The 24,596-nt window shown below is 66.7% G+C and carries 19 protein-coding genes and 2 pseudogenes; 7 read left to right on the forward strand and 14 right to left on the reverse strand.

Going from position 1 to position 24,596, the window contains the following annotated elements; genetic code table 11:
- Positions 1 to 159 precede the first annotated feature (159 nt).
- The 7 genes and pseudogenes from H7A85_RS19780 to H7A85_RS19810 form a co-directional block, all read right to left on the reverse strand.
- Positions 160 to 693, reverse strand: a pseudogene (locus H7A85_RS19780) (IS5 family transposase); the annotation flags it as partial.
- Between the two features lie 68 nt (positions 694 to 761).
- Positions 762 to 959 carry a hypothetical protein gene (locus H7A85_RS20945; protein ID WP_244631297.1) on the reverse strand — a complete coding sequence of 66 codons (198 nt, stop codon included), beginning with the start codon at positions 957 to 959 and terminating at the stop codon, positions 762 to 764.
- Positions 960 to 1,146: 187 nt separating this feature from the next.
- A complete protein-coding gene (locus H7A85_RS19790; RefSeq protein ID WP_182422264.1) occupies positions 1,147 to 2,382 on the reverse strand; it encodes a pyridoxal phosphate-dependent aminotransferase in 1,236 nt (411 codons plus the stop codon).
- Positions 2,379 to 3,923: an aldehyde dehydrogenase family protein gene (locus tag H7A85_RS19795; protein ID WP_182422265.1), complete on the reverse strand. Its 1,545-nt coding sequence runs from the start codon at positions 3,921 to 3,923 to the stop codon at positions 2,379 to 2,381. Before H7A85_RS19795 ends, H7A85_RS19790 begins: the two co-directional genes overlap by 4 nt.
- A 30-nt stretch (positions 3,924 to 3,953) precedes the next feature.
- Complete coding sequence (locus H7A85_RS19800; RefSeq protein WP_182422266.1) at positions 3,954 to 5,237, reverse strand: FAD-binding oxidoreductase; 1,284 nt, start codon at positions 5,235 to 5,237, stop codon at positions 3,954 to 3,956.
- The gene (locus H7A85_RS19805) at positions 5,234 to 8,173 is read right to left on the reverse strand and encodes an FAD-binding and (Fe-S)-binding domain-containing protein (protein WP_182422267.1); all 2,940 of its coding nucleotides are present in this window, start codon (positions 8,171 to 8,173) and stop codon (positions 5,234 to 5,236) included. The genes H7A85_RS19800 and H7A85_RS19805 overlap by 4 nt, the downstream gene beginning before the upstream one ends.
- A 4-nt stretch (positions 8,174 to 8,177) precedes the next feature.
- The gene (locus H7A85_RS19810) at positions 8,178 to 9,578 is read right to left on the reverse strand and encodes a VOC family protein (RefSeq protein WP_182422268.1); all 1,401 of its coding nucleotides are present in this window, start codon (positions 9,576 to 9,578) and stop codon (positions 8,178 to 8,180) included.
- Between the two features lie 181 nt (positions 9,579 to 9,759).
- On the opposite strand from H7A85_RS19810, the gene H7A85_RS19815 reads away from it, so the two are divergent.
- Positions 9,760 to 10,653, forward strand: a complete 894-nt coding sequence (locus H7A85_RS19815) for a LysR family transcriptional regulator (RefSeq protein WP_182422280.1) — start codon at positions 9,760 to 9,762, stop codon at positions 10,651 to 10,653.
- Positions 10,654 to 10,814: 161 nt separating this feature from the next.
- Here H7A85_RS19815 and H7A85_RS19820 read toward each other — a convergent pair.
- The 7 genes and pseudogenes from H7A85_RS19820 to H7A85_RS19850 all read right to left on the reverse strand — a co-directional run.
- A pseudogene (locus H7A85_RS19820) lies at positions 10,815 to 10,930 on the reverse strand (IS3 family transposase); the annotation flags it as partial.
- 11 nt (positions 10,931 to 10,941) lie between these two features.
- A complete protein-coding gene (locus H7A85_RS19825; protein WP_182422269.1) occupies positions 10,942 to 11,883 on the reverse strand; it encodes an ornithine cyclodeaminase family protein in 942 nt (313 codons plus the stop codon).
- Between the two features lie 20 nt (positions 11,884 to 11,903).
- Positions 11,904 to 13,163 (reverse strand): FAD-binding oxidoreductase, encoded by a 1,260-nt coding sequence (locus H7A85_RS19830; RefSeq protein ID WP_182422270.1) that lies wholly within the window; start codon positions 13,161 to 13,163, stop codon positions 11,904 to 11,906.
- Positions 13,164 to 13,190: 27 nt separating this feature from the next.
- Positions 13,191 to 14,360, reverse strand: coding sequence for an FAD-binding oxidoreductase (locus H7A85_RS19835; RefSeq protein WP_182422271.1), 1,170 nt, complete (start codon positions 14,358 to 14,360; stop codon positions 13,191 to 13,193).
- Positions 14,357 to 15,724, reverse strand: a complete 1,368-nt coding sequence (locus H7A85_RS19840) for an FAD/NAD(P)-binding oxidoreductase (protein WP_182422272.1) — start codon at positions 15,722 to 15,724, stop codon at positions 14,357 to 14,359. The genes H7A85_RS19835 and H7A85_RS19840 overlap by 4 nt, the downstream gene beginning before the upstream one ends.
- On the reverse strand, positions 15,717 to 16,022 hold the full coding sequence (locus H7A85_RS19845) for a (2Fe-2S)-binding protein (RefSeq protein ID WP_182422273.1): 306 nt from the start codon (positions 16,020 to 16,022) through the stop codon (positions 15,717 to 15,719). The genes H7A85_RS19840 and H7A85_RS19845 overlap by 8 nt, the downstream gene beginning before the upstream one ends.
- Before the next feature lie 107 nt (positions 16,023 to 16,129).
- A complete protein-coding gene (locus tag H7A85_RS19850; RefSeq protein ID WP_182422274.1) occupies positions 16,130 to 16,918 on the reverse strand; it encodes an IclR family transcriptional regulator in 789 nt (262 codons plus the stop codon).
- Between the two features lie 115 nt (positions 16,919 to 17,033).
- Between H7A85_RS19850 and H7A85_RS19855 the strand changes: the two genes are divergently transcribed.
- The 6 genes from H7A85_RS19855 to H7A85_RS19880 all read left to right on the forward strand — a co-directional run bounded on the left by H7A85_RS19855 (position 17,034) and on the right by H7A85_RS19880 (position 24,417).
- Positions 17,034 to 17,816, forward strand: a complete 783-nt coding sequence (locus tag H7A85_RS19855) for an enoyl-CoA hydratase/isomerase family protein (RefSeq protein ID WP_182422275.1) — start codon at positions 17,034 to 17,036, stop codon at positions 17,814 to 17,816.
- A gap of 51 nt (positions 17,817 to 17,867) precedes the next feature.
- Entirely contained in the window at positions 17,868 to 18,932 is a 1,065-nt protein-coding gene (locus tag H7A85_RS19860; RefSeq protein ID WP_182422276.1) for an ABC transporter substrate-binding protein, read from the forward strand.
- A 12-nt stretch (positions 18,933 to 18,944) separates the two neighbouring features.
- Positions 18,945 to 20,018, forward strand: coding sequence for an ABC transporter ATP-binding protein (locus tag H7A85_RS19865; RefSeq protein ID WP_182422277.1), 1,074 nt, complete (start codon positions 18,945 to 18,947; stop codon positions 20,016 to 20,018).
- Between the two features lie 176 nt (positions 20,019 to 20,194).
- On the forward strand, positions 20,195 to 21,778 hold the full coding sequence (locus tag H7A85_RS19870; RefSeq protein WP_244631298.1) for an ABC transporter permease subunit: 1,584 nt from the start codon (positions 20,195 to 20,197) through the stop codon (positions 21,776 to 21,778).
- An 18-nt stretch (positions 21,779 to 21,796) separates the two neighbouring features.
- Complete coding sequence (locus H7A85_RS19875; RefSeq protein WP_182422278.1) at positions 21,797 to 23,335, forward strand: AMP-binding protein; 1,539 nt, start codon at positions 21,797 to 21,799, stop codon at positions 23,333 to 23,335.
- On the forward strand, positions 23,332 to 24,417 hold the full coding sequence (locus H7A85_RS19880; RefSeq protein WP_182422279.1) for a hypothetical protein: 1,086 nt from the start codon (positions 23,332 to 23,334) through the stop codon (positions 24,415 to 24,417). The genes H7A85_RS19875 and H7A85_RS19880 overlap by 4 nt, the downstream gene beginning before the upstream one ends.
- Positions 24,418 to 24,596 lie beyond the last annotated feature (179 nt).

Consider the following 24,596-nt stretch of genomic DNA (forward strand, 5'->3'; position numbering starts at 1 on the left):
CGACCCCGCTCGCTTGGCAAAAGCGCGCCGATCACCGCCCATTCTTCATCCGTCAGGTCGCCTCGCGCCAACGCTGCCTCCCAAAGACAGCCTTGAATCAGACCTCAGCCCGTCCAAGAAACTACCCTGTTAACAGGGCCTAGAGCCAGGACTCATAGCTTAGAGCCAGAACAGGACGATGGCTGCTAGCGCGATGGCGGAGAAGAAGACGGTCGGAAAGCGATCGTAGCGGGTTGCGACGCGGCGCCAATCTTTCAGCTGCCCGAACATGATCTCGATGTGGTTGCGGCGTCTGTAGCGGGGTACGGGCGCAGTGCCGGACTTCCGCTCGGGAATGCAGGGCTTGATACACTTTGTTTCAAGAGCGTCTGGGAACCAGTCTGCATCGTAGCCGCGCCCACCGAGCAGCCATTGCGCCTTGGGCAGATCATCCAACCGCGCTGCTGCCCCGGTGTGACCGCTCACCGGCCCGGCCGTCATGAAGAAGTTCAGCGGACGAGCGTTCGCATCGGCGATAGCATGGAGCTTGGTGTTCATGCCGCCCTTGGTGCGGCCGATCAGGCGACCGAGACCCCCTTTTTTGACCGCAAGGCTCAAGGCCGTGCGGTGCACCTTCAGTTAGGTCGCGTCGAGGATGATCGTTTTCCGCTCGGCGCTTACTGCAGCCGATCCCTCCATCATGCGGACGAAGACGCTCATCTCGCGGACGCCGTCGAACGCAACCATTTCCGCAGTTGCCTCGGCGTCAACCGGAAGCATCATCACGTGCTGATCGTATACGCCGAGGATCCACTCCCCATCAGACGATCTTCTCGCTGAGCAACCAGATGCGGTTCGACGAGAAGAATCCCGAGGAAAGATTCGAGCGGAACGAAACGTCCGTCGACGAGCACGACAAAATCATCGAACATATGACGGCCGGTGACGTCGAGCGCGTCGATGAACTCCTTCGCAGGCACTTGCGCGCTTGGGAGCCGTCAAGCCATTCCGACCGTTCACCGGAACCGAACGGGGATCGATCCGATTTCCCCGCTCGGTGCGGATGGCGATCGCTTCGTGAAGGAACCAAGTCGGTATGATCGCTTTTATGCGTGGGCTTCGACCATTGTCGTGCCCCGCAGCGTTGACGATTTTACCCCTGCAGATTCATGGTCTCTGGAGCCGCTCGCAAGCCGTGGCGACGCGGTCGATGGCGGTTCGCAGTTCGTCTTCCGACGTGGCGTAGGAAATGCGGAAGAAAGGCTCCAACCCGAAGCACGAGCCCGGCACAACGGCAACGTTCGCCTCCAGGAGATAGTCCGCGAAGTCGCGGTCGGAGGCGATGACGCGGTTGTCCGGCGTGTGCGAGCCGAGTAGGCCCGCGCAGGAAGCGAAGGTGTAGAACGCGCCCTGCGGCACCGGGCAGTCGATGCCGGGCACCGCGTTGAGCCCGGCGACCACGAGGTCGCGCCGACGCCGGAACGCATCGCGCCGCTCGGCCACCACCCCTTGCGGCCCATCGAGCGCCTCGATCGCCGCCGCTTGGCTGACGGAGGAGGGGCAGGACGTCGCCTGGCTCTGGACCACGGCCATGGCCTTGATCAGGTCGGCCGGGCCGCCGCCGTAGCCGATCCGCCAGCCGGTCATCGCGTAGGCCTTGGAGACGCCGTTGACGGTCAGCGTGCGATCCGCGAGATCGGGCGCGACATTGGCGAAGGTCGCGAAAGCCACGCCGTCGTAAAGGATGTGCTCGTACATGTCGTCCGACATGACCCACACCTGCCCGTGACGCCGGACGACCTCGGCGAGGGCCTTCAACTGGTCGGCGCCGTAGGCCGCGCCAGAGGGGTTCGAGGGCGAGTTCAGGAGAAGCCAGCGAGTGCGCGGCGTGACCGCCGCCTCCAGTTGCTCCGGCCGAAGCCGGAATCCGTTCTCGGGGCCGCAGGGAACGAGGACCGGCTGGCCGCCGGCGATACACACGATGTCGCTGTAGCTCGTCCAGTACGGGGTCGGGATGACGACCTCGTCGCCGGCCGACAGCGTCGCCATGAAGGCGTTGTAGAGGATCTGCTTGGCGCCCGCGCCGCAGGTCACCTCGTCCTGCGCGAACGCCAAGCCGTTCTCGCGCTCGAACTTGCGGCGCACCGCTTCCTTCAGCTCGGGCGTGCCGTCGAGTGCGGTGTACTTGGTGGCCCCCGCGCGGATCGCGCGGATGGCGGCTTCCTTGACGTTGTCGGGCGTGTCGAAGTCGGGCTCGCCGGCGCCCAGGATGATCATGGGCCGGCCGGCGCGCTTGAGCGCGCCTGCCTTGGCCGTGATCTTCAGGATCTCCGAGACGCCGATCGAGCCGATGCGGGCCGCCGGCTGGAACGCGCGCGTCCCATGCTGGAGAAGCGCGCTCATGCCTCGGCCGAGCCCCCGTCCACGTCGAATTTCACGCCTTGAGCCAGCGGCAGGGAATGGCCGTAGTTGATGGCGTTGGTCTGGCGGCGCATGTAGGCCTTCCAGGCGTCCGAGCCACTCTCGCGGCCGCCGCCCGTCTCCTTCTCTCCGCCGAATGCGCCGCCGATCTCGGCACCGGACGTGCCCATGTTGACGTTGGCGATGCCGCAGTCCGAACCCCCGGCCGACAGGTAGCGCTCGACCTCGCGCATGTCGGTGCCGAAGATCGACGACGACAGGCCCTGGGGCACGCCGTTCTGCAGCGCGATCGCCTCGTCGAGGTCGGTATACTTGAGGACGTAGAGGATCGGGGCGAAGGTCTCTTCCACCACGGGTCCGGTCTGCGACGGCATCTCGACCAGCGCCGGGCGCACGTAGAACGAAGCGTCGCCGTTGACGTCGACGCGTTCGCCGCCGGTCACAGTGCCGCCCGCGGCCTTGGCCGCCGCCAGCGCCTTGCCCATGCCTTCGAAGGCCGCGCCGTCGATCAGCGGGCCAACCAACGCATCGGAGGTGAGCGGGTTGCCGACGGAGATGTTGGCGTAGACCCGCTTCAGGCGCGAAACGAGGGTGTCGTAGACGGTTTCATGGACGATCAGGCGGCGCATTGTGGTGCAGCGCTGGCCCGCGGTGCCCATCGCACCGAAGGCGACGGCGCGCAGGGCGAGATCGAGATCGGCCGAGGGAGTGACGATGGAGGCGTTGTTGCCGCCGAGCTCCAGGATGGCGCGGGCGAAGCGGCGGGCGAGGCGCTCACCCACCGCGCGCCCCATGCGGGTCGAGCCCGTGGCCGAGACGACGGGTACGCGGGGATCGTCCACCAGCGCCTCGCCGACCTCGCGCTCGCCGAGGAGAAGCGTGGACAGGCCGGCCGGCACGTCACCGAAGCGGACCGCCGCCTTCTCGAAGATCGCCTGCACTGCGATCGCGGTGAGCGGCGCCTTTTCGGACGGCTTCCAGACCACGGCGTCGCCGCAGACGAAGGCGAGCGCCGCGTTCCAGGACCACACGGCCACGGGGAAGTTGAAGGCCGAGATGACGCCGACGACGCCGATCGGGTGCCACTGCTCGGTGAGCTTGTGGTCGGCGCGCTCGGAGGGGATCACGAGACCGTAGAGCTGGCGCGACAGGCCGACCGCGAAGTCGCAGATGTCGATCATCTCCTGGACTTCGCCGAGGCCTTCGGACGGCGCCTTGCCGACTTCGAGGCTCACGAGGCGGCCGAGCGCCTCCTTATGGGTGCGCAGCTCCTCGCCGAGAAGTCGGACCAGCTCGCCGCGACGGGGCGCAGGGACGGTGCGCCAGGCGAGATAGGCGGCATGGGCCTTGCCGATCGCATCGCCGACGGCGCCGGTCTCCACCATCGGAACAGAGGCGAGGACGGAGCCGTCCACCGGCGAGACGACGCGGCGCGAGCCGCCCGTGAAGGCGGCCTGCGGCACGCCGAGCTCGGACAGGATGGTCTGCACTTCGGCGTTCAGGGAGGAGGGCGTATCCAGCATGGTCTTGGTGATCCTGTTGTCTGAGAGGGGTTAGAGGCGTGCGCCGGTGAAGTGGGCGACCTGCGCGCCGACTTCGTAGTAGGCCTCGCGCAGGCCGCGTCGGGGGGCGTCGGCCGGGTCGGTGACGGGGAGCGGCAGGTCGGCCTCCCCGATCCTGCCGAGAAGGAGATCCGCGAGGCAGCGGCCGAAGACGGTGCCGGGGGCGATACCGCGCCCGTTGTACCCGCTGAAGGAAACGACGTCGCGGCCGAGGCGGTGGAACGAAGGCAGGTTGTTTTCGGTCATCCCGATCATGCCGTACCACTCGTGCTCGAAGGCCACGGCGCCTAGTTGGGGGAAGAGCCTGGCGAGCGCCCGGCGTCCCCAGTCGCGGTGGACGGGACCACCCGTGCCGCGCAGCGCGCCCACGGACCCGAAGACAAGGCGGCCCGCCCGGTCGAACCGGAAGGAGCTGAGCACCTCGCGCGTGTCCCACACCCCCTGGCGTTCCGGCAGGATGGACCGCCGCACGTTGTCGCCGAGCGGGACGGTCGCCATGTTGAAGTAGGGTAGGTGGACCTGCTCGCGACGGATCTGCGGCCAGACCCCGACGGTGTAGGCGTCGGTCGCGACGACCACGGACTTCGCTCGCACGGTTCCGCCCGCCGTACCCAGGCGCCAGTGGGAACCCTCGTCCGTCGCGCCAGTGACGGCGCTGCCCGTGAAGAGCCTGGCGCCCGCCGCGATGGCTGCCCGCGCCAGTCCCCGCACGTAGGCGAGGGGCTGGATCGTGCCGGCGCGCTCGTCGAGAAGCGACCCGGCATAGGCGGTGGAGCCGACCTTGCGCGTCGTCTCCGCCGCGTCGAGGAGGCGGACCGGAGCGCCGCGCGCTTGCCACTGGCGGGCCCGCTCGGTGATCTCGGCCAGACCCTTCTGGCCGACCGCGCAGTGCAACGTTCCCTGCCGCTCGACCTCGCAGTCGATGCCGTGGCGCTCGACGAGGTCGAACACCGTCTTCGGGGCGCCGCCGAGGAGTTCGAGAAGCCGCGAGCCGTAGACCTCGCCGAGTTCGCCGGGCAGGTCGTCGGGCATGACCCACATGCCGGCGTTGACTAGGCCGACATTGCGCCCCGATCCTCCGAAGCCGATCTCGGCGGCTTCCAGAAGCGCGACGCTGGCGCCGCCATCAGTGAGATGCAGCGCGGCGGAGCACCCGGTGAAGCCGCCGCCGACGATGGCGACATCGACGGTGAGATCGCCTTTCAGCGCGCTCGTCGCCGGCGCCGGCGGGGCGCTCCGCTCCCAGAGCCCATGGCTGCGCGGATCGTTCCTCATGCGGCTTGACCCTTGAGGCGAGCGAAGATGGCTTCGATCGGATGGGATGGGCGAAAACCTGCGAAACGCTTGGTCTGGCACCGGCAAGAGAACCCGGTGGCGAAAATCTCGGCGGGATCGTGGCCGGCGACGCCCGGGCCCCAGCTGAGGTCGAAGATGCGTCGGGACAGTTCGGCATGCTCGGCTTCGTGGCCGAACATGCCCGCCATGCCGCAGCAGCCGAGTGCGGGAACCGCAGCCTCGAAGCCGAAATGACCCAGCACCTGCCGCCACCGATCGGCGGTTTCTGGCCGGGACGTGCGCTCCGTGCAATGGAGATGGACGCGGCAGGAACCGGACGAGGCGGGCGGCGCGGCGCGCACTTCGCCGGACGCGATCGCGTCCGACAGGAAGGCCTCGATCGACAGCACCACCGGAGTCGAGGCGAGCGGATGGGCGTCCTGGTACTCCTGCTCGAACAACAGGCCCGTCGCGGCATCGAGGCTTACGAGCGTCGCGCCGTCGCGCACGAGACGCGCGCGCAGGGCCTGCGCACGGCGCGCCTTGCGCGAGAAGCCTTCTTGCAGGCCGAGGACGTGTTCGGCCTTGCCGTTCGCCCATGACGGGGACAGGACCGCCGCGAAGCCGAGCAGGCGCAGGGCACCGACGGCGGCTTCGGGCACCGAGCCGTCGAAGGCGCCGGTGAAGCTGTCGGCAAGGACGATCACCTTGCGGCCCGCCGCGGGCCTCGGCACCGCGCGCAGCCGCCCACGCCGGGCCGGCACGATCGTCGGCAGGTCGACAAGGCCGAACCGGGCCCGTGCCAGTTGCCGGAAGCGCGGTGCCGAAAGCACCGCGTTGGCGATCGCCGGGAATCTGCTTGCGAGCGGCAGGGCGGCTTCCATGCCTGCCATGAGCGTGTGGCGCGCGGGGCGGGGGCGGGTGCGGTAGTAGTCCGCCAGGAAGCGCGACTTCATCGCGGGAACGTCGACCTTCACCGGGCATGCGTTGGAGCACGCCTTGCAGGACAGGCAGGTGTCGAGCGTCGCCTTGACCTCCTCGGTCATCGCCTCGAGCGCTGTGCCCACATCGGCGCCGCGATCGCGCTCGGAGGCGAGGCGCGCCCATTCTCGGAGAGCGACCGCACGGCCCTTTGGCGACTGAACCCGGTCCCGCGTCGCCTTGTAGGACGGGCACATCGGCTCCGACCGATCCCACGAATGACAGGCGGCGTTGCCGTTGCAGGCGATGGCGCGGTCGAAGGCCTGCGCGCGACCCGCGTCGATGGCGCGGTCGGCCTCGCCGCGCATCGGAACGGCATCGATCCGGTCGATCTGTCCCCGGCCGTTCGGCCGGGCGAGCTTGCCGGGGTTGAATATACCGAGCGGATCGAACGCGCCCTTGATCGCCTCCAGCGCCGGGTAGAGTTCGGAGCCGAAGAAGAGTGGCGAATACTCGCCGCGGAAGCCCCGACCATGCTCGCCCCAGAGGAGGCCGCCGTAGCGCTTGGCGAGCGCCGCGACCTCGTCGGACACGGGCCGGATGAGCGCGGCGTCGGTCGGCACGGCCATGTCGAGCGCCGGGCGCACATGAAGGCAGCCGACGTCGGCATGCCCGAACATGCCGTAGCGCAGCCCGTGCCGGTCGAGGATCGCGCGGAACTCGGCCACGAAGTCGGCAAGCCGTTCCGGCGGCACCGCGGTGTCCTCAACGAAGGCGGTGCCCTGCCGGCGCCCGCCGAGGCGGCCGAGGAGGCCCACGGACTTCTCGCGCAGGACCCAGAGCCGACGGATCGTCCCGGCGTCGCGGATCGGCTTCCAGTCCACCGCCCTGTGCGGCGAGGCCGCCAGCAGCGCCTCGGCCTGCGCGATGGCGCGGTCGATCGCATCCGGGTCGTCGCCGACGAACTCGATGAAGTTCAGGCCCTTCACGGGCTCCGTCGCCGGTCCGCCGAGCACCGTCTCGATGCCGGTCCAGAGGATGTCCTGCGTGGCGAGCGCCAGCACCTTGTCGTCCAGCACCTCGATCGCCGACGGCTCGGCGACCAGAAGCGTCTGCACGTCGCGCAGCGCCGTGTCGAAGGAGGCGTAGCGCGCGACGACGAGCGCGCGATGCTTCGGCCGGGCGGCAAGCCGCAAGGTGATCGCCTTGGTGATGGCGAGCGTGCCTTCCGAGCCGGCAAGAAGTCGGGCGAGGTCGAAGGGGCCGCCGGGCCGGAGGACGTCCCGCACGTTGTAGCCGGTGAGGCTGCGGTTGAGGTCGGGAAAGACCCGGGCGATCGTCTCGGCATGGTCGCGCGCCACACCGAGGACGGTGCGGTGGATGTCGGCGGCGAGGTCGGCCCCTGTCGCGATGCCATCGGCCTCTTCCGCCGGCATGGCAGCCACGGACCAGTCCGTGCCATCGGACAGGACGACGTCCATCGCCTCGACCCAGGCCGAGGTCTTGCCGTAGATGCGCGAGCCCTTGCCGGACGCATCGGTCGCTACCATCCCGCCGATCGTGGCGCGCGAGGCCGTCGAGACGGTGGGTGGAAAGAACAGGCCGTGCGGCGCCAGCGCCGCGTTCAACTGGTCGAGCACGACGCCGGGCTCGACCGTCACCGTGCGCGCCTGCGTGTCTAGACGGAGGATGCGGTTCATGTGCCGGGAGACATCGATCACGACGCCCGACGTCAGCGACTGGCCGTTGGTGCCCGTTCCCCCGCCGCGAACGGTGAGCGGCACGGGCGATCGCGGATCGGAGATCGCGGCGCGAACGATGCGGTTCAGGTCGCCGCCGGACCTCGGATAGAGGACGAGCGCCGGCCGGAGCTGGTAGATGCTGTTGTCGGTGCCGGCCACCAGCCGCTGCGCGAGATCGCCTGATGTCTCGCCCTCGAAGCCTTCGAGGCCGAGCGACCGAGCGAAACCCTCGGACTGCCGCTCGTCCGCTGAAGCGCTCGCGTCTCGCGTCACGTCGTCAGGCCGCCGAGACCTGGGAGGAGGAGCGCAGGGCCTCGCGGACCGCGTCGATCGAACGCGCCTGCGCCGTCTCGTAGACCTCGAACTCGTCCTGCACCGGCGCGCCGAGCGCTTCCACAAAGGCGTCCTTGCTGGCGTTCGAGCCGTAGCTGCGCTGTTCCTGTCCACCGAGATTGGACTGGAAGATGCCGGCCGCGCTGACGGGGAGGAAGTCCTCGTAGACGATGGGATAGGCGGCGACGTGGCCGGCCGCGACGAGGGCCTCCATCGGGCTGGTGTCGAGGCCGGCGGCAGACGCCTGGCGGCCCTTGTCCGTCAGGACGTAGCGGTAGAAGCCGAGGCCCTCGCGGCGGAGGGTCTCGTGGTCGTCCGGGAAGGCCTCGAAAGCCTTCGCGAGCCGCGCGGCGTAGTTCTGGCCGGCGCTGCCGGCCCCGCCCTCGTCGCGAACGCCGGCGAGAAGCTGGTCGTAGAGTGCGCGGCCCTTGCGGGTCAGCGCGAGGCCGCGCTGCTCGATCTCGCCGAAGCGCGCCGTGTGCGTTCCCGCCTCGGCGCTCGTCTCGCCCTTGAACACGATCGCCTCTTCCAGCGCCTTGAAGCTCGTCTGGCGAAGGAGGATCGGGCAGCGGCGGGTCGGCGGGCCCTCGATCACGTCCTTGGCCGCGATGCCCCGCTCGGGCATTTCGGCTTGAACGGCGTCGATGTCCAGCGTGCGCGGCGTCAGGTGGTTGATGTGCGGGCCTTTGAAGGACACGACGTCGGCGATGAGCCGGTGAGCGGCGTTGAGGCGGCGGTAGGTGCCGGCGTCCACGGTGGCCTCGCCGTGCCAGCGGAAGGTCTCGACCGCCTCGCGCACGAATTCGTCGGCCTGCGCGTCGCCGAGGCCGCCCGTGCGCTCGAAGGTCTCGATGAAGGCCAGCGCGCGATCCGTGAAGATGCGGCGGCGAGACAGGATGGCGGCGGCCTCGCCGCGCAGCGTCTCGTCCTCGATCAGTTCGAGGCGCAGGAGCGAGGTGAAGACGCGGAACGGGTTGCGGGCGAGGCTCTCGTCGCGAACCGGCCGGAACGCGGTGGAATGCACCGGCACGCCGGCGACGGACAGGTCGTAGTAGCCGACCGGCTCCATGCCCATCACCGCGAAGAGGCGGCGCATGGTGGACAGTTCCTCGGCGGTGCCGAGACGGATGGCGCCATGCCGCTCCAGATCGATGCGCTCAAGATCGTCGGTGCGCTCGAGATCCGTCTTCAGGGCCGGGTCCCGGGCGAGGGTCGCTGCGTTGATGTCGGCGACCAGCTCCATCAGCGCTCCGTATTGGGGCACCTCGGAACGGTACATGTCCGACATCGTGCGCGAGAAGCGGGTACGGATCTCGTCGGCTGGGATAAATGCGCTGTTATCCATGGTCTCACCCTTCGCCTTCCCCGAAAATAATCGAAACTCTGGACAAGCGAGCCCATGCCTCCAGTGCATTCTGGCGAGGGAGGAATGCCGATTCAAACGATGATGTGGTATCAACTCATGAGCTTAATGAATGACCTTTCCAGGTGCGAAAGGTCAAAAGCTGGCGGAACAGGGCAATACGGTGAGTTTTTCGCGGCGGTTCCTGCCATCCATGTCGCTGCTCTGCGCCTTCGAGGCCGCCGCGCGTCACCAAAGCTTCACGGCGGCCGCAGCCGAACTCCATCTGACTCAGAGTGCCATCAGTCGGCAGGTGAAGGCATTGGAGGAGGCTGTGGGATCGAGCCTGTTCCTGCGCGACCGCCAGACTGTGAAGCTGACCCTTGCGGGCGAAGCCTATGCGCAGGACATTCGTCAGGCCCTGAACCGGATCTCGAAGGCGACCTTGAACTTCAAGGCCAACCCCGCCGGGGGGACTTTGAAGCTCGGCATCCTGCCGACGTTCGGTACGCGCTGGCTGGCACCGCGACTGTCGCAGTTCACGCAGGCGCATCCCGGCATCACCTTGAACCTCTCGACCCGCTTCGCTCCGTTCGATTTCGAAGAGGACTCACTCGACGCAGCCATTCACTTCGGAGCACCGAGCTGGTCGGGCGCGGAACTCGACTTTTTGATGAGCGAGACCGTGGTTCCCGTGTGCAGCCGGGCGTTCGCGGAACGATACGATCTATCCGTCCCGGGATGCCTCTTGGACGTGCCGCTCATTCATCTCGAAAGCCGACCGGATGCGTGGGAGCGTTGGTTCCGAAGAAACGGAGTCGCTTCCGCCCCCCTTTCCGGCATGCTGATCGATCAATTCGCGGTCGCGTCGCTGGCCGCTGCGGGCGGACTCGGCATGGCGCTGCTTCCTCGCTTTCTCATTGAAGCGGAACTTGCTCGGGGCGACCTGGTAGAGCCCTTGAATGCTCCGATGGAAAGTGCCGAGAAGTACTATCTCGCCTGGCCCAGCAAACGCACCGCGTTCCCCCCACTGCAGGCGTTTCGAGCATGGCTCAAATCCGTGACCTCAGTGGCGTGACCGCAACCGTCATCGAGCTGGCGACACGGGACGGTCGGCAGGGCAGGGACCTGACGCCTTCGAGACCATGCCGATGCCAAGACTGCCCGAGACGACACAATACCGTCCGACCACGCGGTCGCTTGCTCTCAACCTGCACGCCCGCAACTCGCTCATCCTGAACGGTGGATTCGGTTGATCCCGGACGGCTCGCCGTCGCGCCGAAGCGGGGTGAACTGTCTGCGGTAGCCGAAGCGCGACGTTCGTTGGCAAGATCGCGCAGCCGGCCGCGGAACTCCATCCCGCGCGTCATCGAGACAGCGTCGACCCGACCCCGGTCCTCCAAGCCATCTCGTGGATCAGCGCGGCGGCGGCCAAGTCTGCAACGGCATGCCCCCGGAAGATGAAGATGCGTCGATCCTGCGTTGCAGCGGGGGAAACGGAGCCGTGCGACAGCTCTCCCAAGTCGGCGTCGAAGCTGCGGAGGTTTTCGTAGAGCGGATGCGCACGTTCCTGTTCGTGATCGTCCGTTACCCGGAACTCGATCGCGCCGAGCCCTTCGCTGTTGAACGAGCGCGCCAAATCCACGGCCGCAACAAAGGCACCCGCCGGCACCCATTCGGCGTCCAGGAACGGGGGGCTGCCGGCCGGAACACTGGTTACGAGAATTCCGGAATGCCGGACCACTTCGTCCGCCTGCCGGCAGACCCGCACGCGCCGGCCATGGGCGAACAGGGCCCATTCGGCGAATTCGTCGCGCGACGACCCGCGGCTGAACGCCAGGATGTCGCTGACGTGCGGAAACAGCGCAAGAAGAGCAGACAGGTGATGACGCGCCTGGAGACCGCATCCCACAAAGCCGAGACAGTTCACGTCGGAGCTCGCCAGCGCCTCAGCGGCGACGGCCGACATGGCCGCCGTTCGAAAGCCCGTCACGGCGTTGCCGTCCATCACGGTGAGGGGTTCGCCCGTCCGGAAGTCGTTGACCACCAACAGAGCCTCGATCCCGCGTCCGGTCGAGCCGGGTTCCGTCGGTGCCACACCGAGCCATTTGTTGACCGCCAAGCCGAGATCGGGCGAGGCCGCGCATAGCGATTGGAACTTGTGCGCGGGAGAGATGTCGAGCGACAGCTTGGGAAGGGAAAGGAACTTTCCCATATGATGGGCGCGGAACGCCTCGGCGATCGCCCGGCGCATGTCCCCCGGCAAAGGGTTCAACGACTTTACGTCGGCCTGCGACAGATACAGCATGGTCTCCTCGTCTCGTTCGATCAGCGGAACCGCGATGCGCGGTAGGGAGCTGGGTCGATCTCCGGTTCGAGCCGGGAGGCGAGCCGCGCGACCAGCCGTGCGGTGCCGGGCGACATGGTGATGCCGCTGTGGCCGTGGCCGAAGGCGTAGTGGACATCCGGCGAGCGCGCGCAGCGGTCGATCACCGGCAGGGAGTCGGGCATGGACGGGCGATGGCCGAACCACCGGTCGAGCCTGTCGGCGGCAGGTCGGCGCGGAATGGCGGGAAAAAGGCGGTGCAGGTTGTCGAGAAGCACCTCGATGCGTCGCCAGTCCGGCGGTGCCGCAACGCTGGCCAGTTCCACCTGTCCCGCCACGCGCAGCCCTGCCGGCGTCATGGCTATGGCCATCTTGCCGTCGCTCGGCATCACCGCGTGCCGAGGCCGGTATTCCGGCTCCCGCACCACGACGTGGTAGCCGCGCTCGCTTTCCAGTGGAAGCCGGTCGCCCGCGGCGCGAGCCAGCGCCAGAGATCCGATGCCGCCCGTCACGATCGCCCCGGCGGCCTCGATCTCGCCCCGGTCCGTCACCACCGCGCGCAACCGTTCTCCCTCGAAACGCCAGCCGATGGCGCGCGCCCGTTGCACCGTGGCGCCTCGCCGCACGGCATAGGCTGTCACGCCCGCAACGAAGCCACCGGGGTCGGGAAGGTTCTGTCCCTCGCGCATCAGGGCGCCGTATCCGTAGCCGGGCCCCAGTCCCGCTTCAAACTTCCGAAGCACTTCGCCTTGAAGGGGGACGAAGCCATGGCCGTATCGAGCCCGGGTATCCCAACTCAGAGCTTCGCTCCGATGCTCATGCTGTCCGGGATACACGAACAGGTGCCCTGCGGATGCGATGCTGTGTTCCAGACCGGCCTCGCGTGCCAGCGCGGCGTAGCGGTTCCGCGCTCCTTGCACCAGGTTGTGGCGGGCGGCGGCGATCGCCGCGACGCGCTCCCCCGTCATGCCGGCCGCCAGGAAGCGCACGAGCCAAGGCGCCAGCTCCGGCAGGTGGCGCCAGCGCACCGTAAGCGCACCCCTCGGATCGGCCAGCATGCTCGGAAGAGATCTCCACAGGCCGGGCGTTGCGACCGGCAGCAAGCTCGCCTCCATGATCCACCCCCCGTTTCCGTAGCTTGCCGCCTGCCGGCCCCCGGACTCGGCCGGTTCCACCATCACCACCTCACGGCCGTGATCGAGACATTCCACGGCGGTCCATGCTCCGACGATACCCGCTCCGATGATCACGATAGGCGGCATGGATGCGGCGCTCCTTGATGGCAGCAATCAATGGGGGAGGGCAGGCGCGTCGAACTCCTTGCGGAACTTGTCGCTGACCACGGGACCACCGGCGAACCGGTCGATGGAAAAGGGAGCGAGTGGTGTCGGCGTCGTGCCGTCGACGATCATTTCAGAAACGCAGAGGCCGACGCCGGGGCCGATCTGGAACCCGTGGCCGCAGAAGCCGAAGGCGTGAACGAGGCCGGGTCGCGTACGGCTTTCTCCGATCACCGGGATCATGTCCGGAATATAACCTTCGATACCCGACCACACGCGGATCACGTGCGCATTGACGAGCGCCGGCACGGTCTCGCCCAGGCAGGCCATGCCGCGCAGGATCTTGTGCAGGGGAACGGGGGCACGGTTGGCGACGGCGTCCGCCGCCGTGCGAGGGTAGCCAGCGAAGATCACGTTGCCGCGCGGAATCTGCCGGGCGATCACCGATCCGTCGGCGCGCTGCACCGTGGGGTGGATGAAGTAGGGCAGGGGTTCGGTGACGAACTGCGGGGGCCCGGCGGCGAACAAGGGCGCGGTTTCCCCGAACATCTCCGCCAGTTCCACCGCCCAAGCGCCCGCGGCGTTGACGACATGTCCGCTTTCAAACGTGCCGTGCGTTTCGGTCTGCGTCCGGAACGTGCCGTTGTCGTAGGAGAGGGCCCGCACGCGGCACCCTTGCGCGACCTCGACGCCGAGCGCCTTCGCCGCTCGCGCCACGGCAGGCGTGACGAGGCGGGGATTGGCATTGGCGTCCCGCGCCGAGTAGCTGGCAAAGCGCGTCTGCGGCGACAGCCACGGGAAGCGGCGATGCAACGCGGCCCCTTCCAGGAGTTCGACATCCAGACCGTAGGTGCGCGACACCGCCGCATAGCCTTCGATCTTCGCCACCTCCTCGTCGCCGGCGGCACAGTAGAAGTGGCCGGAGCGTTCGAACTCGCAGGCATCACCGATCAGAGCCGGCAGCTGCTCCCACAGGTCCTGCGATCGGAGCGACAGGGGGTACTGGGCCGGAAAACGACCTTGAAGGCGAAGGCTGCCGAAATTGGTGCCGCTCGACTGCGCGCCGACGACCCCCTTTTCCAGAACGATCACGCGTCGTCCGCGCCGGGCGAGAAATAGGGCGCACCAGGCGCCGATCAGGCCACCACCGACCACCACGACGTCGAAGGCGCGCGTCACGAAGCGACACCGGCCGGTGCGGCCCGAAGCGGGACGGGCTTCACGGGTGCCTGTCCTCGCAGCCGCCCGACCTCAGCCAAAGGCCGACCGGCGTGCGCGGCGACGATCTCGCCCAACGCCGGGCCGCACACGCGCCCCTGACACCGACCCATGCCGCAGCGCGTGATGGCTTTTACGCGGTTGAGGTCGACCGGTCCGAGATCGGCGTCCATGGCGGCACGGATCTGTCCGGCGGTAACGTTCTCGCATCGGCAGACTGCCACGGACCCTGCAAGTTCCACCGCCGCGCCGGCAGGCCAGGCGAAGGCTCGCGCAAGCCCATGCTGGAACCGCCGCAGACGCTTGATCTCTCGGCGCAGCCCGGCGATTTCCGCCGTATCCACCGGGCGATCGAGATCGGCCAGAAGCGCAAGCGCCGCCAGCCTTCCGCTCGCCTCCGCCGCGTCTGCTCCGCCGATCGCCACACCGTCGCCGGCGAGATAAAGAGCCTTCGCGGCCCGGCCGTCCTCATCGGTGCGGGGAAACCACAGGCGGAACGCGGGATCGAACGCCATGGATGCACCGAGCAGCTCGGCGAGTTGGGCTTCCGGCTTCAGCCCGTAGCCGATGGCCAGCGCGTCGCAGGGCAAACGCTGCTCCAAGCCCCGATGGCGAATTCTCAACCCTTCGACATGCTCCGCCCCATCCACCCCCAGGGGTTCGACACCGAACATGAGTTTCACGCCGCGAGCCTGCAGTTTGCGAAGATAGCCGAGGCCCCGAACAAGGGTCTTGGCGGATGCCAGCATGGGAGGCACGGCACCGACCTTGCGCGAAAGCGGCGTGGTGTCGCAGACGGCCACCACCTCCGCCCCGTTGTCGAGATACTGCAGCGCGGCAAGCGGCAGGAGCGGCGAGGAACCGCAAAACACCACACGGCGCCCGATCAGGCATCCTTGACCCTTGAGAACGACCTGCGCACCGCCCAGCGTGAAGACGCCCGGCAGCGTCCAGCCGGGCATCGGCATGACGCGGTCCATCGCGCCCGTAGCGAGCACCACGGCGTCGAAGCCCAGCGCGCTCGCCGCACCATTCTGCAGGATCTGGAGCCGATTGTCCTCGCACCCCCAGACCAGGGTGTCCGGTCGATAGTCGACGCGCGATGTCAAGCGCGTGAAATCGGAATGGAGACGGCGGTACTTGGCTGCTTCACTGCCCATGACGGCATCGGCGTCGAGCCCACGCTCGGTTGCGATCCAGCGGTATCCCTGGCCACCGGGGCGGCGTCCTTCGTCCAGAAGGATCGGGTTCAACCCGGCTTCCAGGAGGGTCTGCGTCGCGCGGATCCCGGCCGGCCCCGCGCCGACGACAACGATCTCACCCATGTGTTGTCACCACCGGAAAGGGTGCCTTACGCGTCAACCGCATTCCGGGTTCGGCGGAAGTGGAGCAGCCCCTGAGCTTCCGGCCGTCCTCCGTCCAGACCCAGCAGTCCTGGCAGGCACCCATGAGGCAGAACCCCGCGCGTGCTTCTTCGCCGAACTCCGACTGCCGCAGGCTGTGTCCGTTCGTCAGCATGGCCACGAGAATCGTGTCGCCCGATTGCGCCTGGACCAGAACCCCATCGATCGTCAGGTCAAACAGGCTAGCTGCGTTGGGGGCGACGCGATGAAACTGAAACATGACGAGTCTCTCGTTTTTTATCGCATGGCAATAAAGAATATTGCAATCTTGCGGAGGCTTGGCTTGGTCTGTCAAGCCGTCATCGACCCGTGCCGACCACCGCGGCGTCAGGCTCGCGAAATCGAGCGGGCCGCGGCCATCACGATCGTCGCGAATCTCGGTACCACCTCGTCCGGGCGGCAACGCGCATAGGACACGGCAATGTTCACTGCCGCTTCGGGCCGTCCCCGTTCGTCCATGATCGCCGCCGCGATGGAAGCGTCGTTCTGGAAGTATTCGCCGAACGCGGTGGCGTATCCCTGCCGGGCGGATGTTCTGATCTTCGCGATCAAGGCATCCCGGGTGGCCGTGGTGTGTTCGGTATGCTGCACAAGCTCGGACGCTTCGATCACCGCGACCGCCTCGTCCTCGGGAAGGCGGGATAGCATGGCGATGCCCGGCGCCGTGCAATAGGCCGGCATCGTCGTACCGATCACTACATCCGTGTTCAGCATGTGGCGGCTTAGAAAGCGGGCGACGAAAAGAATCTGGGTGTCTTCGAGAAGGGTGAGGTTCACCGTTTCCTCGGTCTCCTTGCTGAGGTGCATGAGGTAGGGCATCGCGACGTCGACGATGCGCTGACCATGCAGGAAGTTGTGCCCCAGACGCAGGTTCTTGGAGGTCGTGTGATAGCGGCGCGTTTCGGGATCTCTGGCGAGATAGCCGAGGCGCACCAGCGTATGCGTGAAGCGCTGCGCTGCGCTGACGTCCATGCCGACCTTCTCGGCCAACTGCGACAGTCCCATTGCCGACTTCGATCCGGAGAACGCTTCCAAGATCCGGAACGCCTTCTCGACGGACTGCACCAGCAACGGGTCTCGCCGCGTGCCAGGCTCCTTGGGTTCGACGGTGCTCATTCGTGGTCCCTGCATCAAAAATGGACATGACTAGGAAAAGGACGGTTGACATCCGATCCGCGACCTCCAATCATTGCAATAATTATTATTGTATTGCAATAAAAAGGTCGGCTCGATGGCGGATTTCGTTTTGACAAAGGTGGATGGGGCTGTCGGCGTGATCACGCTGAACCGTCCGGAAAAGCTGAATGCCTGGAACGCGGAGATGCGCGTCCAGCTGATTGCGGCGCTGGAAGCCCTTGAGGCGGACGCGGCGGTACGGGCCATCATCTTGACGGGGGCGGGAGACCGGGCGTTTGGTGCCGGGCAGGATCTCAGCGAGACCAAGAGCTTCGACGCCGATCGGGCGGAAGTTTGGGTCGGCGAGTGGGAGCGTCTCTACGATCGCATCCGCTCGCTTTCCAAACCCATCGTCGCGGCGATCAACGGGGTGGCGGCCGGTTCCGCTTTCCAGGTCGCGCTGCTGTGCGACATCCGGATCGGTCACGAGGATACGACCATGGGGCAGCCGGAGATCAAGTCCGGCATCGCGTCCACCACTGGCCCTTGGATCATGCGCGAGATCATCGGCCTGTCGCGCACCATCGATCTCACGCTGACGGGTCGGATGATGGATGCCGAGGAATGTTTTCGGATCGGCACGCTGAGCCGTCTCGTACCCAAGGCCGCGCTCATGGACGAGGCGATGCGCCTTGCCGGCGAACTGGCCGAACTTCCCCCCACCGCCATGCGCCTCGATCGTCAACGCTTCCGCGAAATGACTGAAGCCGGGTTCCGCGACTGCCTATCGGCGGGCGTGCGCATCCAACGCGAAGCCTACGCTTCGGGCGAGCCGGCCAGGATGATGGAGAAGTTCCTTGTCGAGCGGGCCGCCCGCAAGGCCGCCCGCACCGCCTAGTCGATCGCAACGACGGGGACGCATCCGCCTTCCAAACCAAGGAGAGCATGCATGAGCTTCACCAGACCCAACCGCCGCCGAGTGCTTCAGCTCACCGCTGGAGCTGCAACCGGCCTCTTCATGCCCGCCCTGCTCGGCCGGAACCGGGCTTCCGCCGCCGCCACGATCACCGTGGCGGATCCGGGCGGCCCCTTCAGCCAAGCCTGGCGCAAGGCCTTCTACGATCCGTTTCAGGAGGCGACGGGCCATACGATCGTCAACGTGGCCCGCGACGCCGAGCCCACCGCGCAGTTCAAGGCCATCGTGGAAACCGGCAGCTATACCTGGGACGTCTGCACCCTGACCATCTCCGCCCGCGACATCCTGGCCAAGGAGAACCTGCTCGAGCCGATCGGCTTCGCCCATTCCGACGTGCCGCAACTCCTGCCCGAGGCCATAACCGACAAGTGGATGGGCACGGACGTTTATTCCACCGTGATGGCCTACCGCACGGATGTGTTCGACGAGGCACCGGCGAACTGGGCAGACTTCTTCGACGTCGACAAGTTCGCGGGTCGCCGCTCCCTGCGCAAGAATCCGATCGACACGCTGGAACAGGCTCTGATGGCCGACGGCGTGGCGCCGGCCGACCTTTATCCGATCGATGTCGATCGGGCCTTCGCCAAGCTCGACCAGATTAAGCCCGACATCGCCGTTTGGTGGACCAGCGGCGCGCAGTGCACGCAGCTGCTCCAAAGTGGGGAAGTCGATCTTATCAGCGGCTGGAACGCCCGGTTCCAGGCCGCGGTCGACGGCGGAGCGCCGGCCGCGATCGTTTGGAACCAGGGTCTCTACTCGATCGAAGGCTGGGGCATTCCGCGGGGCAATCCCCGCGCTGACGTCGCCCGCGAGTTCATACGCTTCTGTGCCGCTCCGGAGCGGCAGGCCATTTTCACGGAAGTTCTGGCCTACGGTCCGACCAATCTCGACGCCTACAAGACCATTCCCGAAGAGCGTGCGGCGTCTCTTCCGACGTCGCCAGCCAACCTCGAGAAGATGGTTGTGGCGAGCGAGGACTGGTGGAGCGCGAACCGGTCCGCGACCACCGAACGTTTCAACAGCTGGCTCCTTTCCTGAGGAGGTAGGCCCATGGCAGCTTCCGTGCACGCGACGAATGGTACGTCGCCCAAGCTCCTGACCAGGGGGCTCACCATCCACTTCGGGGCGCTTTGCGCCCTGGAGCCTACCGACCTGTCGGTGGGGGTGGGCGAATTCCTTACCTTGCTCGGTCCGTCCGGATCGGGCAAGTCCACCCTGCTTCAGCTGGTTTGCGGTCTTCTCGAGCCGTCCGGCGGAACGGTTCTGATCGACGGCGAGGACCAAGCCGACGTTCCCGTCTACCGACGCGATATCGGACTGGTGTTCCAGCACTACGCCCTGTTTCCCCATTTCACGGTTTCCGAGAACATCGCCTTTCCGCTGAAGATGCGGGGCGTCCCGGCCTCGGACGTGAAGCGTCAGGTCTCGCAGGCCCTGGACATGGTCCATCTGGGTCATCTGGCGACCCGCTTCCCACGCGAACTGTCGGGCGGGCAGCAGCAGCGCGTCGCCCTGGCGCGATGCTTCGTCTATCAACCCGCGATCATTCTAATGGACGAACCGCTCGGCGCGTTGGACAAGAAGCTGCGCGACGACATGCAGATCGAGATCAAGCGCCTCCACCGCGAAACGGGCGCCACGATCATCTACGTGACGCACGATCAGGAAGAAGCGCTGGCCATGTCCGATCGCATCTGCCTGATGAACCATGCGAAGATCGAGCAAATCGGCACGCCGCACGAGATCTACAACCGACCGCGCACCGAGTTCGCCGCCAGCTTCATCGGCCTGTCGAACATCTTCCGCGGCTCGGCGAACGGTCCCGCTTCCGATCGCCGCCTCGCGACCCAGCACGGAACCTTCGTGCTGCCTGACGGGGCGGGCGCGGACGGGCAGGCGATCGTGGTCCGGCCAGAGCACATGACACTGGGTGTCCAAGGCGCCAACGCCGTCTCCGGAACGGTGCGGGAAATCGTCTACGCCGGATCGGAAACGCGCGTCATCACGGCGCTCGGCGACCAGGAAGAGTTCGTAATGCGCCTGCCGCCTGGCCACGCGGTGCCCACGCTTGGCGAGCGCATCACTGCAAGCTGGAATCCCAATGCGGCGACGGTGGTACCGTGACGCTGGCCGCTGCCGACACCACGCCGACCCGAACGGCACGCTCGCGCCTTTTCAGACCCACCGCCCTTTGGTTGGTCGTGCCTGGACTGCTCTTTCTTTCGTTCTTCTTCGCCTTTCCGGTCGCACGCTTGCTCTTTCTCAGCCTGAGCGACGCGGAAACCGGTGCGTGGAGCCTGATGAGCTACCAACGGATCGTCGAGTCCGACCTCTACCTGCGCGTTCTGGGAATCACGTTCCGCATCGCTTTCAACACGACGGTCCTGTCGCTTCTGATCGGCTATCCGCTAGCCTTCTGGATCGCGTCCAAGCCCGCGTTGAAGCAGGGCAAGCTGCTGCTGTTCGTCATGGTGCCGTTCTGGACGAGCTATCTCGTCAAGACCTTCGCCTGGATGATCCTTCTGGGCAGGACGGGCGTGCTCAACAGCATGTTTCTGGGAACGGGCGTCGTCGATCGTCCCCTCAACATGATGTACAACGAGTTCGGCGTCATGGTGGGTATGGTCCATGCCATGGTTCCACTCGCGGTCATCACCATGCTTCCGGTCATGGGCAGCATCGACCGGCGTCTCGGTCAGGCCGCGCAGACGCTCGGGGCGACGCCGTCCCATTCGTTCTGGCTGGTCTATTTCAAGCTGTCGCTTCCCGGTGCCACAGCCGCCGGCCTCCTTGTCTTCATCTCCTCGCTCGGGTTCTTTATCGTGCCCGCCTTTCTCGGCGGCTCACGGAACACCATGCTCGCCCAACTCGTGATCACGCAGATCCAGGAGTTGCTGAACTGGTCGTTTGCCGGGGCGCTGGCGACGCTGATGCTGGTTTCGGCGCTTCTTGCCTGCTGGATCTACGATCGCGTGTTCGGCATCTCGACCGTCACCGGCGGTTCCGGGCGCCAAAGCGTCGGCTGGGGGCGGCAGGCCGGTATGACGCTTCTGCAAGGCTTGGCGACGTTCAGCAACGCGGCGGGCCGCGCGCTGGGACGAGTCGTCGGCGAGCGCGGCGTTTCGCGCCTGCTGCCGATCTGCGCCTGGACGATGATCGTGTTCCTGGTGGTGCCCACCTTGTTGATCGTTCCCTTGAGCTTCACCAGTTCACAGTTTCTGAGCTTTCCGCCGCCGGGCTGGTCGCTGCAGTGGTACGAGACCTACTTCAACTCGCCGCTCTGGAAGGCCGCGACCCTGCGCTCCTTCGGGATCGGTCTGGCGACGGCGATCCTGGCCACCGCGATTGGGGGGCTGACGGCGCTCGCCCTGTCGCGCTCGCGCTCCAGGGCGAGCGGTGTGATCTTCGCCTTCTTCCTAGCGCCGATGATCGTGCCGCGCATCGTCATCGCAGTGGGTATCTTCTATCTCTTCGCGCAGATCGGTCTCGTGGCCACCGATACCGGCCTGGTGATCGGCCACACCGTCCTGGCGATACCCTTCACGTTGATCGCCGTGTCCGCGATCTTGAAGACATACGACATGCGTCTCGACCAGGCGGCGGCGACGCTCGGCGCCAATCGCGTCCGCACGCTCCTGCGCATCACCATCCCGCAAATCAGGGGCGGCCTGATCGCGGCCTTTCTGTTCGCGTTCATCACGTCCTTCGATGAGCTCACCATCGCCATCTTCGTGTCGGGTGGCGTCAACACCACGCTGCCCAAGCAGATGTGGGACGACATGATCCTGCAGCTCAACCCGACGCTCGCGGCGGTCTCGGTGGTGGTGTTCCTGCTTGTCACCACCCTGCTCCTCTTGGCCGAACGGTTCCGGCGGCCGAGCTAATCAAATTCGGTGCACCCCATGACAATCGCCCATGACGGCTTCGTCCAGCTTCTGCGCTTGCGCGCCGAGACGGCGCCCGACCGCATCTTCGCACGTTTCGAAGGCAGGCCGCTGACGATCGGCGAGCTCGATCGCGCCTCCTCCGCCTTTGCCGCCCATCTCCGGGAAATGGGGATCGGGCCCGGCGCGCGCGTTGCGGTGATGATGCGCAACAGCATCGCGGCGATCCAGGTGATCTTCGGTCTCGCCAAGGCCGGCGTGGTCTGGGTTCCCGTGAACGCGCAGCAACGCGGCGAAGGGCTCCACTACCTTCTGGAGCACTCGAGGCCGTGCCTTCTGGTTCACGACGCGACCTTCGCGTCGGTTCTGGGGGAACTGGAGACGATCGACGCCCCCCGGCTGCTCCACGAGGAGAATCGAGACGACGGTCCCCTCTCGACCGTTCTGGCGTCCGGGCGGCCCTTCGAAGAAGTCCCGCCGGCCTCTTCCGCTCCGCTTGCCATCATGTACACGTCCGGCACGACGGGTCGTCCCAAGGGGGTGATCGTCACCCATCGAATGCTGCACCTGGCCAGCCAGGGAGCTGCTCTCGTGGCCGACGTGCGGGCGGGCGACGTGTTCTTCGTGTGGGAACCCTTCTTCCACGTCGGGGGCGCCCAGCTTCTGCCCCTGCCGCTCAGCCACGACGTCACGCTCGGCATCGTGGAGCGCTTCAGCGCCAGCCGCTTCTGGGACGAGGTGCGTCGGGAAGGTGCGACTCACATCCATTATCTCGGCGGCATCCTCCAGATCCTTCTCAAGCAGCCGCCGTCGCCGGGCGATCGCAGTCACGACGTTCGGATCGCCTGGGGCGGTGGCTGTCCAGCCGGTACGGGGCGTGCGTTCCAGGAGCGCTTCGGCACCCAGATGCGCGAATGCTACGGCATGACCGAGGCATCCAGCATCACGACGTTCGAGCGGGAAGGCGTCCTTGGTTCGGTCGGCCGAGCGGTGCCCTGGCTGCAGGTCGAAGTGCTCGACGACACCGGATCGCCCGTTCCTTTCGGGCAGCGTGGCGAGATCGTCGTCGCCGGGCTGGGCGAGGGCGCGATCTTTCCTGGTTACTACGAGAATCCGGAAGCAACCGCCAATGCCCTGAAAGGCGGACGGCTGCACACCGGCGACGTGGGCTCGACCGACGAGGAAGGGCGCCTGCTCTTCCATGGACGGATGACGGACAGCGTGCGCTGTCGGGGCGAGAACGTGTCCGCCTTCGAGGTTGAATACGTGGTTGCCGGGCATCCCGACGTCGAGGATTGCGCGATGATTGGTGTGGCCGCCGAGATCGGAGAACAGGACATCAAGCTGTTCGTGCAACCGAAGGCCGATCGCCATGTCGAGCCCGCGTTGCTTTCGAACTGGCTGCAGCAGCGGCTCGCGTCCTACCAACTGCCCCGATACGTCACAATCGTGGATGGCTTCGAGCGAACCGCCAGCCAGCGGATCATGAAGCACAAGCTCGCCACGCATACCCACGACAGTTGGGACCGCCTTGCACCTAAGGAACGTAGCGCATGACGAACTCTTGCGACATCCTCGTCAGCGGTACGGGTAGCTTCGGCGGCCGGATCGCGCTCGATATCGCAGCGACCGCCCGCGAACCGGTTCATGTCGTGGTGGCGGGCCGCAACCGGGACCGGCTAAGCTGGCTGGTCACCGCCGGCAATGCGCGTGCCTCCCTGTTCGGAACGCCAGCTAGGTTCTCCGCCTACGAGGTCGATCTCCTGTCGGACGGCGCCTCCGACCGGATGATCGCCGATGTCGCCCCGCGCATCGTCGCCCAGGCCGCCTCCGTCCAGACGTCGCAGGTAATCGCGAACCGCGACAACGCGTGGGCGCGTCTCGTGGCGGAGGGTGGTCTTTCCGTGACGGCGGTGAGCCAGGCCATCCTCTCGGTTCGTGTCGCGGACGCAATCTCGCGCGCCGGGCGCGACGTGGCCTTCTTCAACTGCGGGTTTCCCGATGTCGTCAACGGGATCATTCGAGCACTTGGGCACCCGGTCGTTTCCGGGTTCGGCAACATCGCCATTTTGTCGAACGCGTTCTGCGGGCAGGAGGAAATCGAGACCGGCCGGCTCAAGATGCTGGCGCATTACCAGAACCTCGCGGCGTTCCGCCTGACGCCGGACGAACGCGACGGCGTTCCGCCGCGCGTCTGGATCGACGGCGTCGAGGTCGATGACGTCTACGCCCGGTTCCGCCACGTCCGACTGACCCGCGAGCCCGCGATCGAGATTTCGGGCGCCACCGGCGTGCCCTTGCTGTTGGCGCTCGCTGCCGGCAAACCGTGGTCCGGCCATATGCCAGGCCCCGACGGACGGCCGGGCGGATATCCGGTGAGGCTTGACGGGGGCGAACTCCTTCTCGACCTGCCTCAAGGTGTCAGCGAAGCGGACGCCGTCGCCTTCAACCGGGCCTTCGAGGAAACAAACGGTATGGTCGTGGAGGACGGGGGGTACGTGAGGTTCGCCGGCCGTCTCTCCGAGGCCCTGGGCCAACACGACGAAGGCCTGCGTCACGGTTTCGACGTTCACGATCTTGAGGAGATCTTCCAGCGTTTTGAGTCGCTGCGAGCCGGACTCGGCCGACAGACTTCGTGACGCGATGACGTGACCCCCGTTTCTTTTCCAACGGGAGCAAGAGCCCGGCTTTGATTTGACCTGCCACCCGTTTCCTGGACTGTTTGGAGCTGGAAAATTCCAGTTATGGAGGAGGGCCGGAAACAGGAGTGAGGAACGAAGAGGTCGCAGTTCTCCGAGGCGCAGATCGCGTTCGTGCT

Origin of the sequence: Aureimonas sp. ME7, from assembly GCF_903970965.1 — a bacterium.
Lineage (GTDB): Bacteria > Pseudomonadota > Alphaproteobacteria > Rhizobiales > Rhizobiaceae > Aureimonas.

Bases quoted from the DNA above. Each gene is read 5' to 3' on its own strand.
- H7A85_RS19830 (WP_182422270.1), bottom strand. From the start codon at position 13,163: ATGCCGCCTATCGTGATCATCGGAGCGGGTATCGTCGGAGCATGGACC.
- H7A85_RS19870 (WP_244631298.1), top strand. From the start codon at position 20,195: ATGAGCTACCAACGGATCGTCGAGTCCGACCTCTACCTGCGCGTTCTG.
- H7A85_RS19880 (WP_182422279.1), top strand. From the start codon at position 23,332: ATGACGAACTCTTGCGACATCCTCGTCAGCGGTACGGGTAGCTTCGGC.
- H7A85_RS19840 (WP_182422272.1), bottom strand. From the start codon at position 15,724: ATGGGTGAGATCGTTGTCGTCGGCGCGGGGCCGGCCGGGATCCGCGCG.
- H7A85_RS19875 (WP_182422278.1), top strand. From the start codon at position 21,797: ATGACAATCGCCCATGACGGCTTCGTCCAGCTTCTGCGCTTGCGCGCC.
- H7A85_RS19800 (WP_182422266.1), bottom strand. From the start codon at position 5,237: ATGAGGAACGATCCGCGCAGCCATGGGCTCTGGGAGCGGAGCGCCCCG.
- H7A85_RS19795 (WP_182422265.1), bottom strand. From the start codon at position 3,923: ATGCTGGATACGCCCTCCTCCCTGAACGCCGAAGTGCAGACCATCCTG.
- H7A85_RS19855 (WP_182422275.1), top strand. From the start codon at position 17,034: ATGGCGGATTTCGTTTTGACAAAGGTGGATGGGGCTGTCGGCGTGATC.
- H7A85_RS19825 (WP_182422269.1), bottom strand. From the start codon at position 11,883: ATGCTGTATCTGTCGCAGGCCGACGTAAAGTCGTTGAACCCTTTGCCG.
- H7A85_RS19850 (WP_182422274.1), bottom strand. From the start codon at position 16,918: ATGAGCACCGTCGAACCCAAGGAGCCTGGCACGCGGCGAGACCCGTTG.
- H7A85_RS19865 (WP_182422277.1), top strand. From the start codon at position 18,945: ATGGCAGCTTCCGTGCACGCGACGAATGGTACGTCGCCCAAGCTCCTG.
- H7A85_RS19810 (WP_182422268.1), bottom strand. From the start codon at position 9,578: ATGGATAACAGCGCATTTATCCCAGCCGACGAGATCCGTACCCGCTTC.
- H7A85_RS19845 (WP_182422273.1), bottom strand. From the start codon at position 16,022: ATGTTTCAGTTTCATCGCGTCGCCCCCAACGCAGCTAGCCTGTTTGAC.
- H7A85_RS19790 (WP_182422264.1), bottom strand. From the start codon at position 2,382: ATGAGCGCGCTTCTCCAGCATGGGACGCGCGCGTTCCAGCCGGCGGCC.
- H7A85_RS19860 (WP_182422276.1), top strand. From the start codon at position 17,868: ATGAGCTTCACCAGACCCAACCGCCGCCGAGTGCTTCAGCTCACCGCT.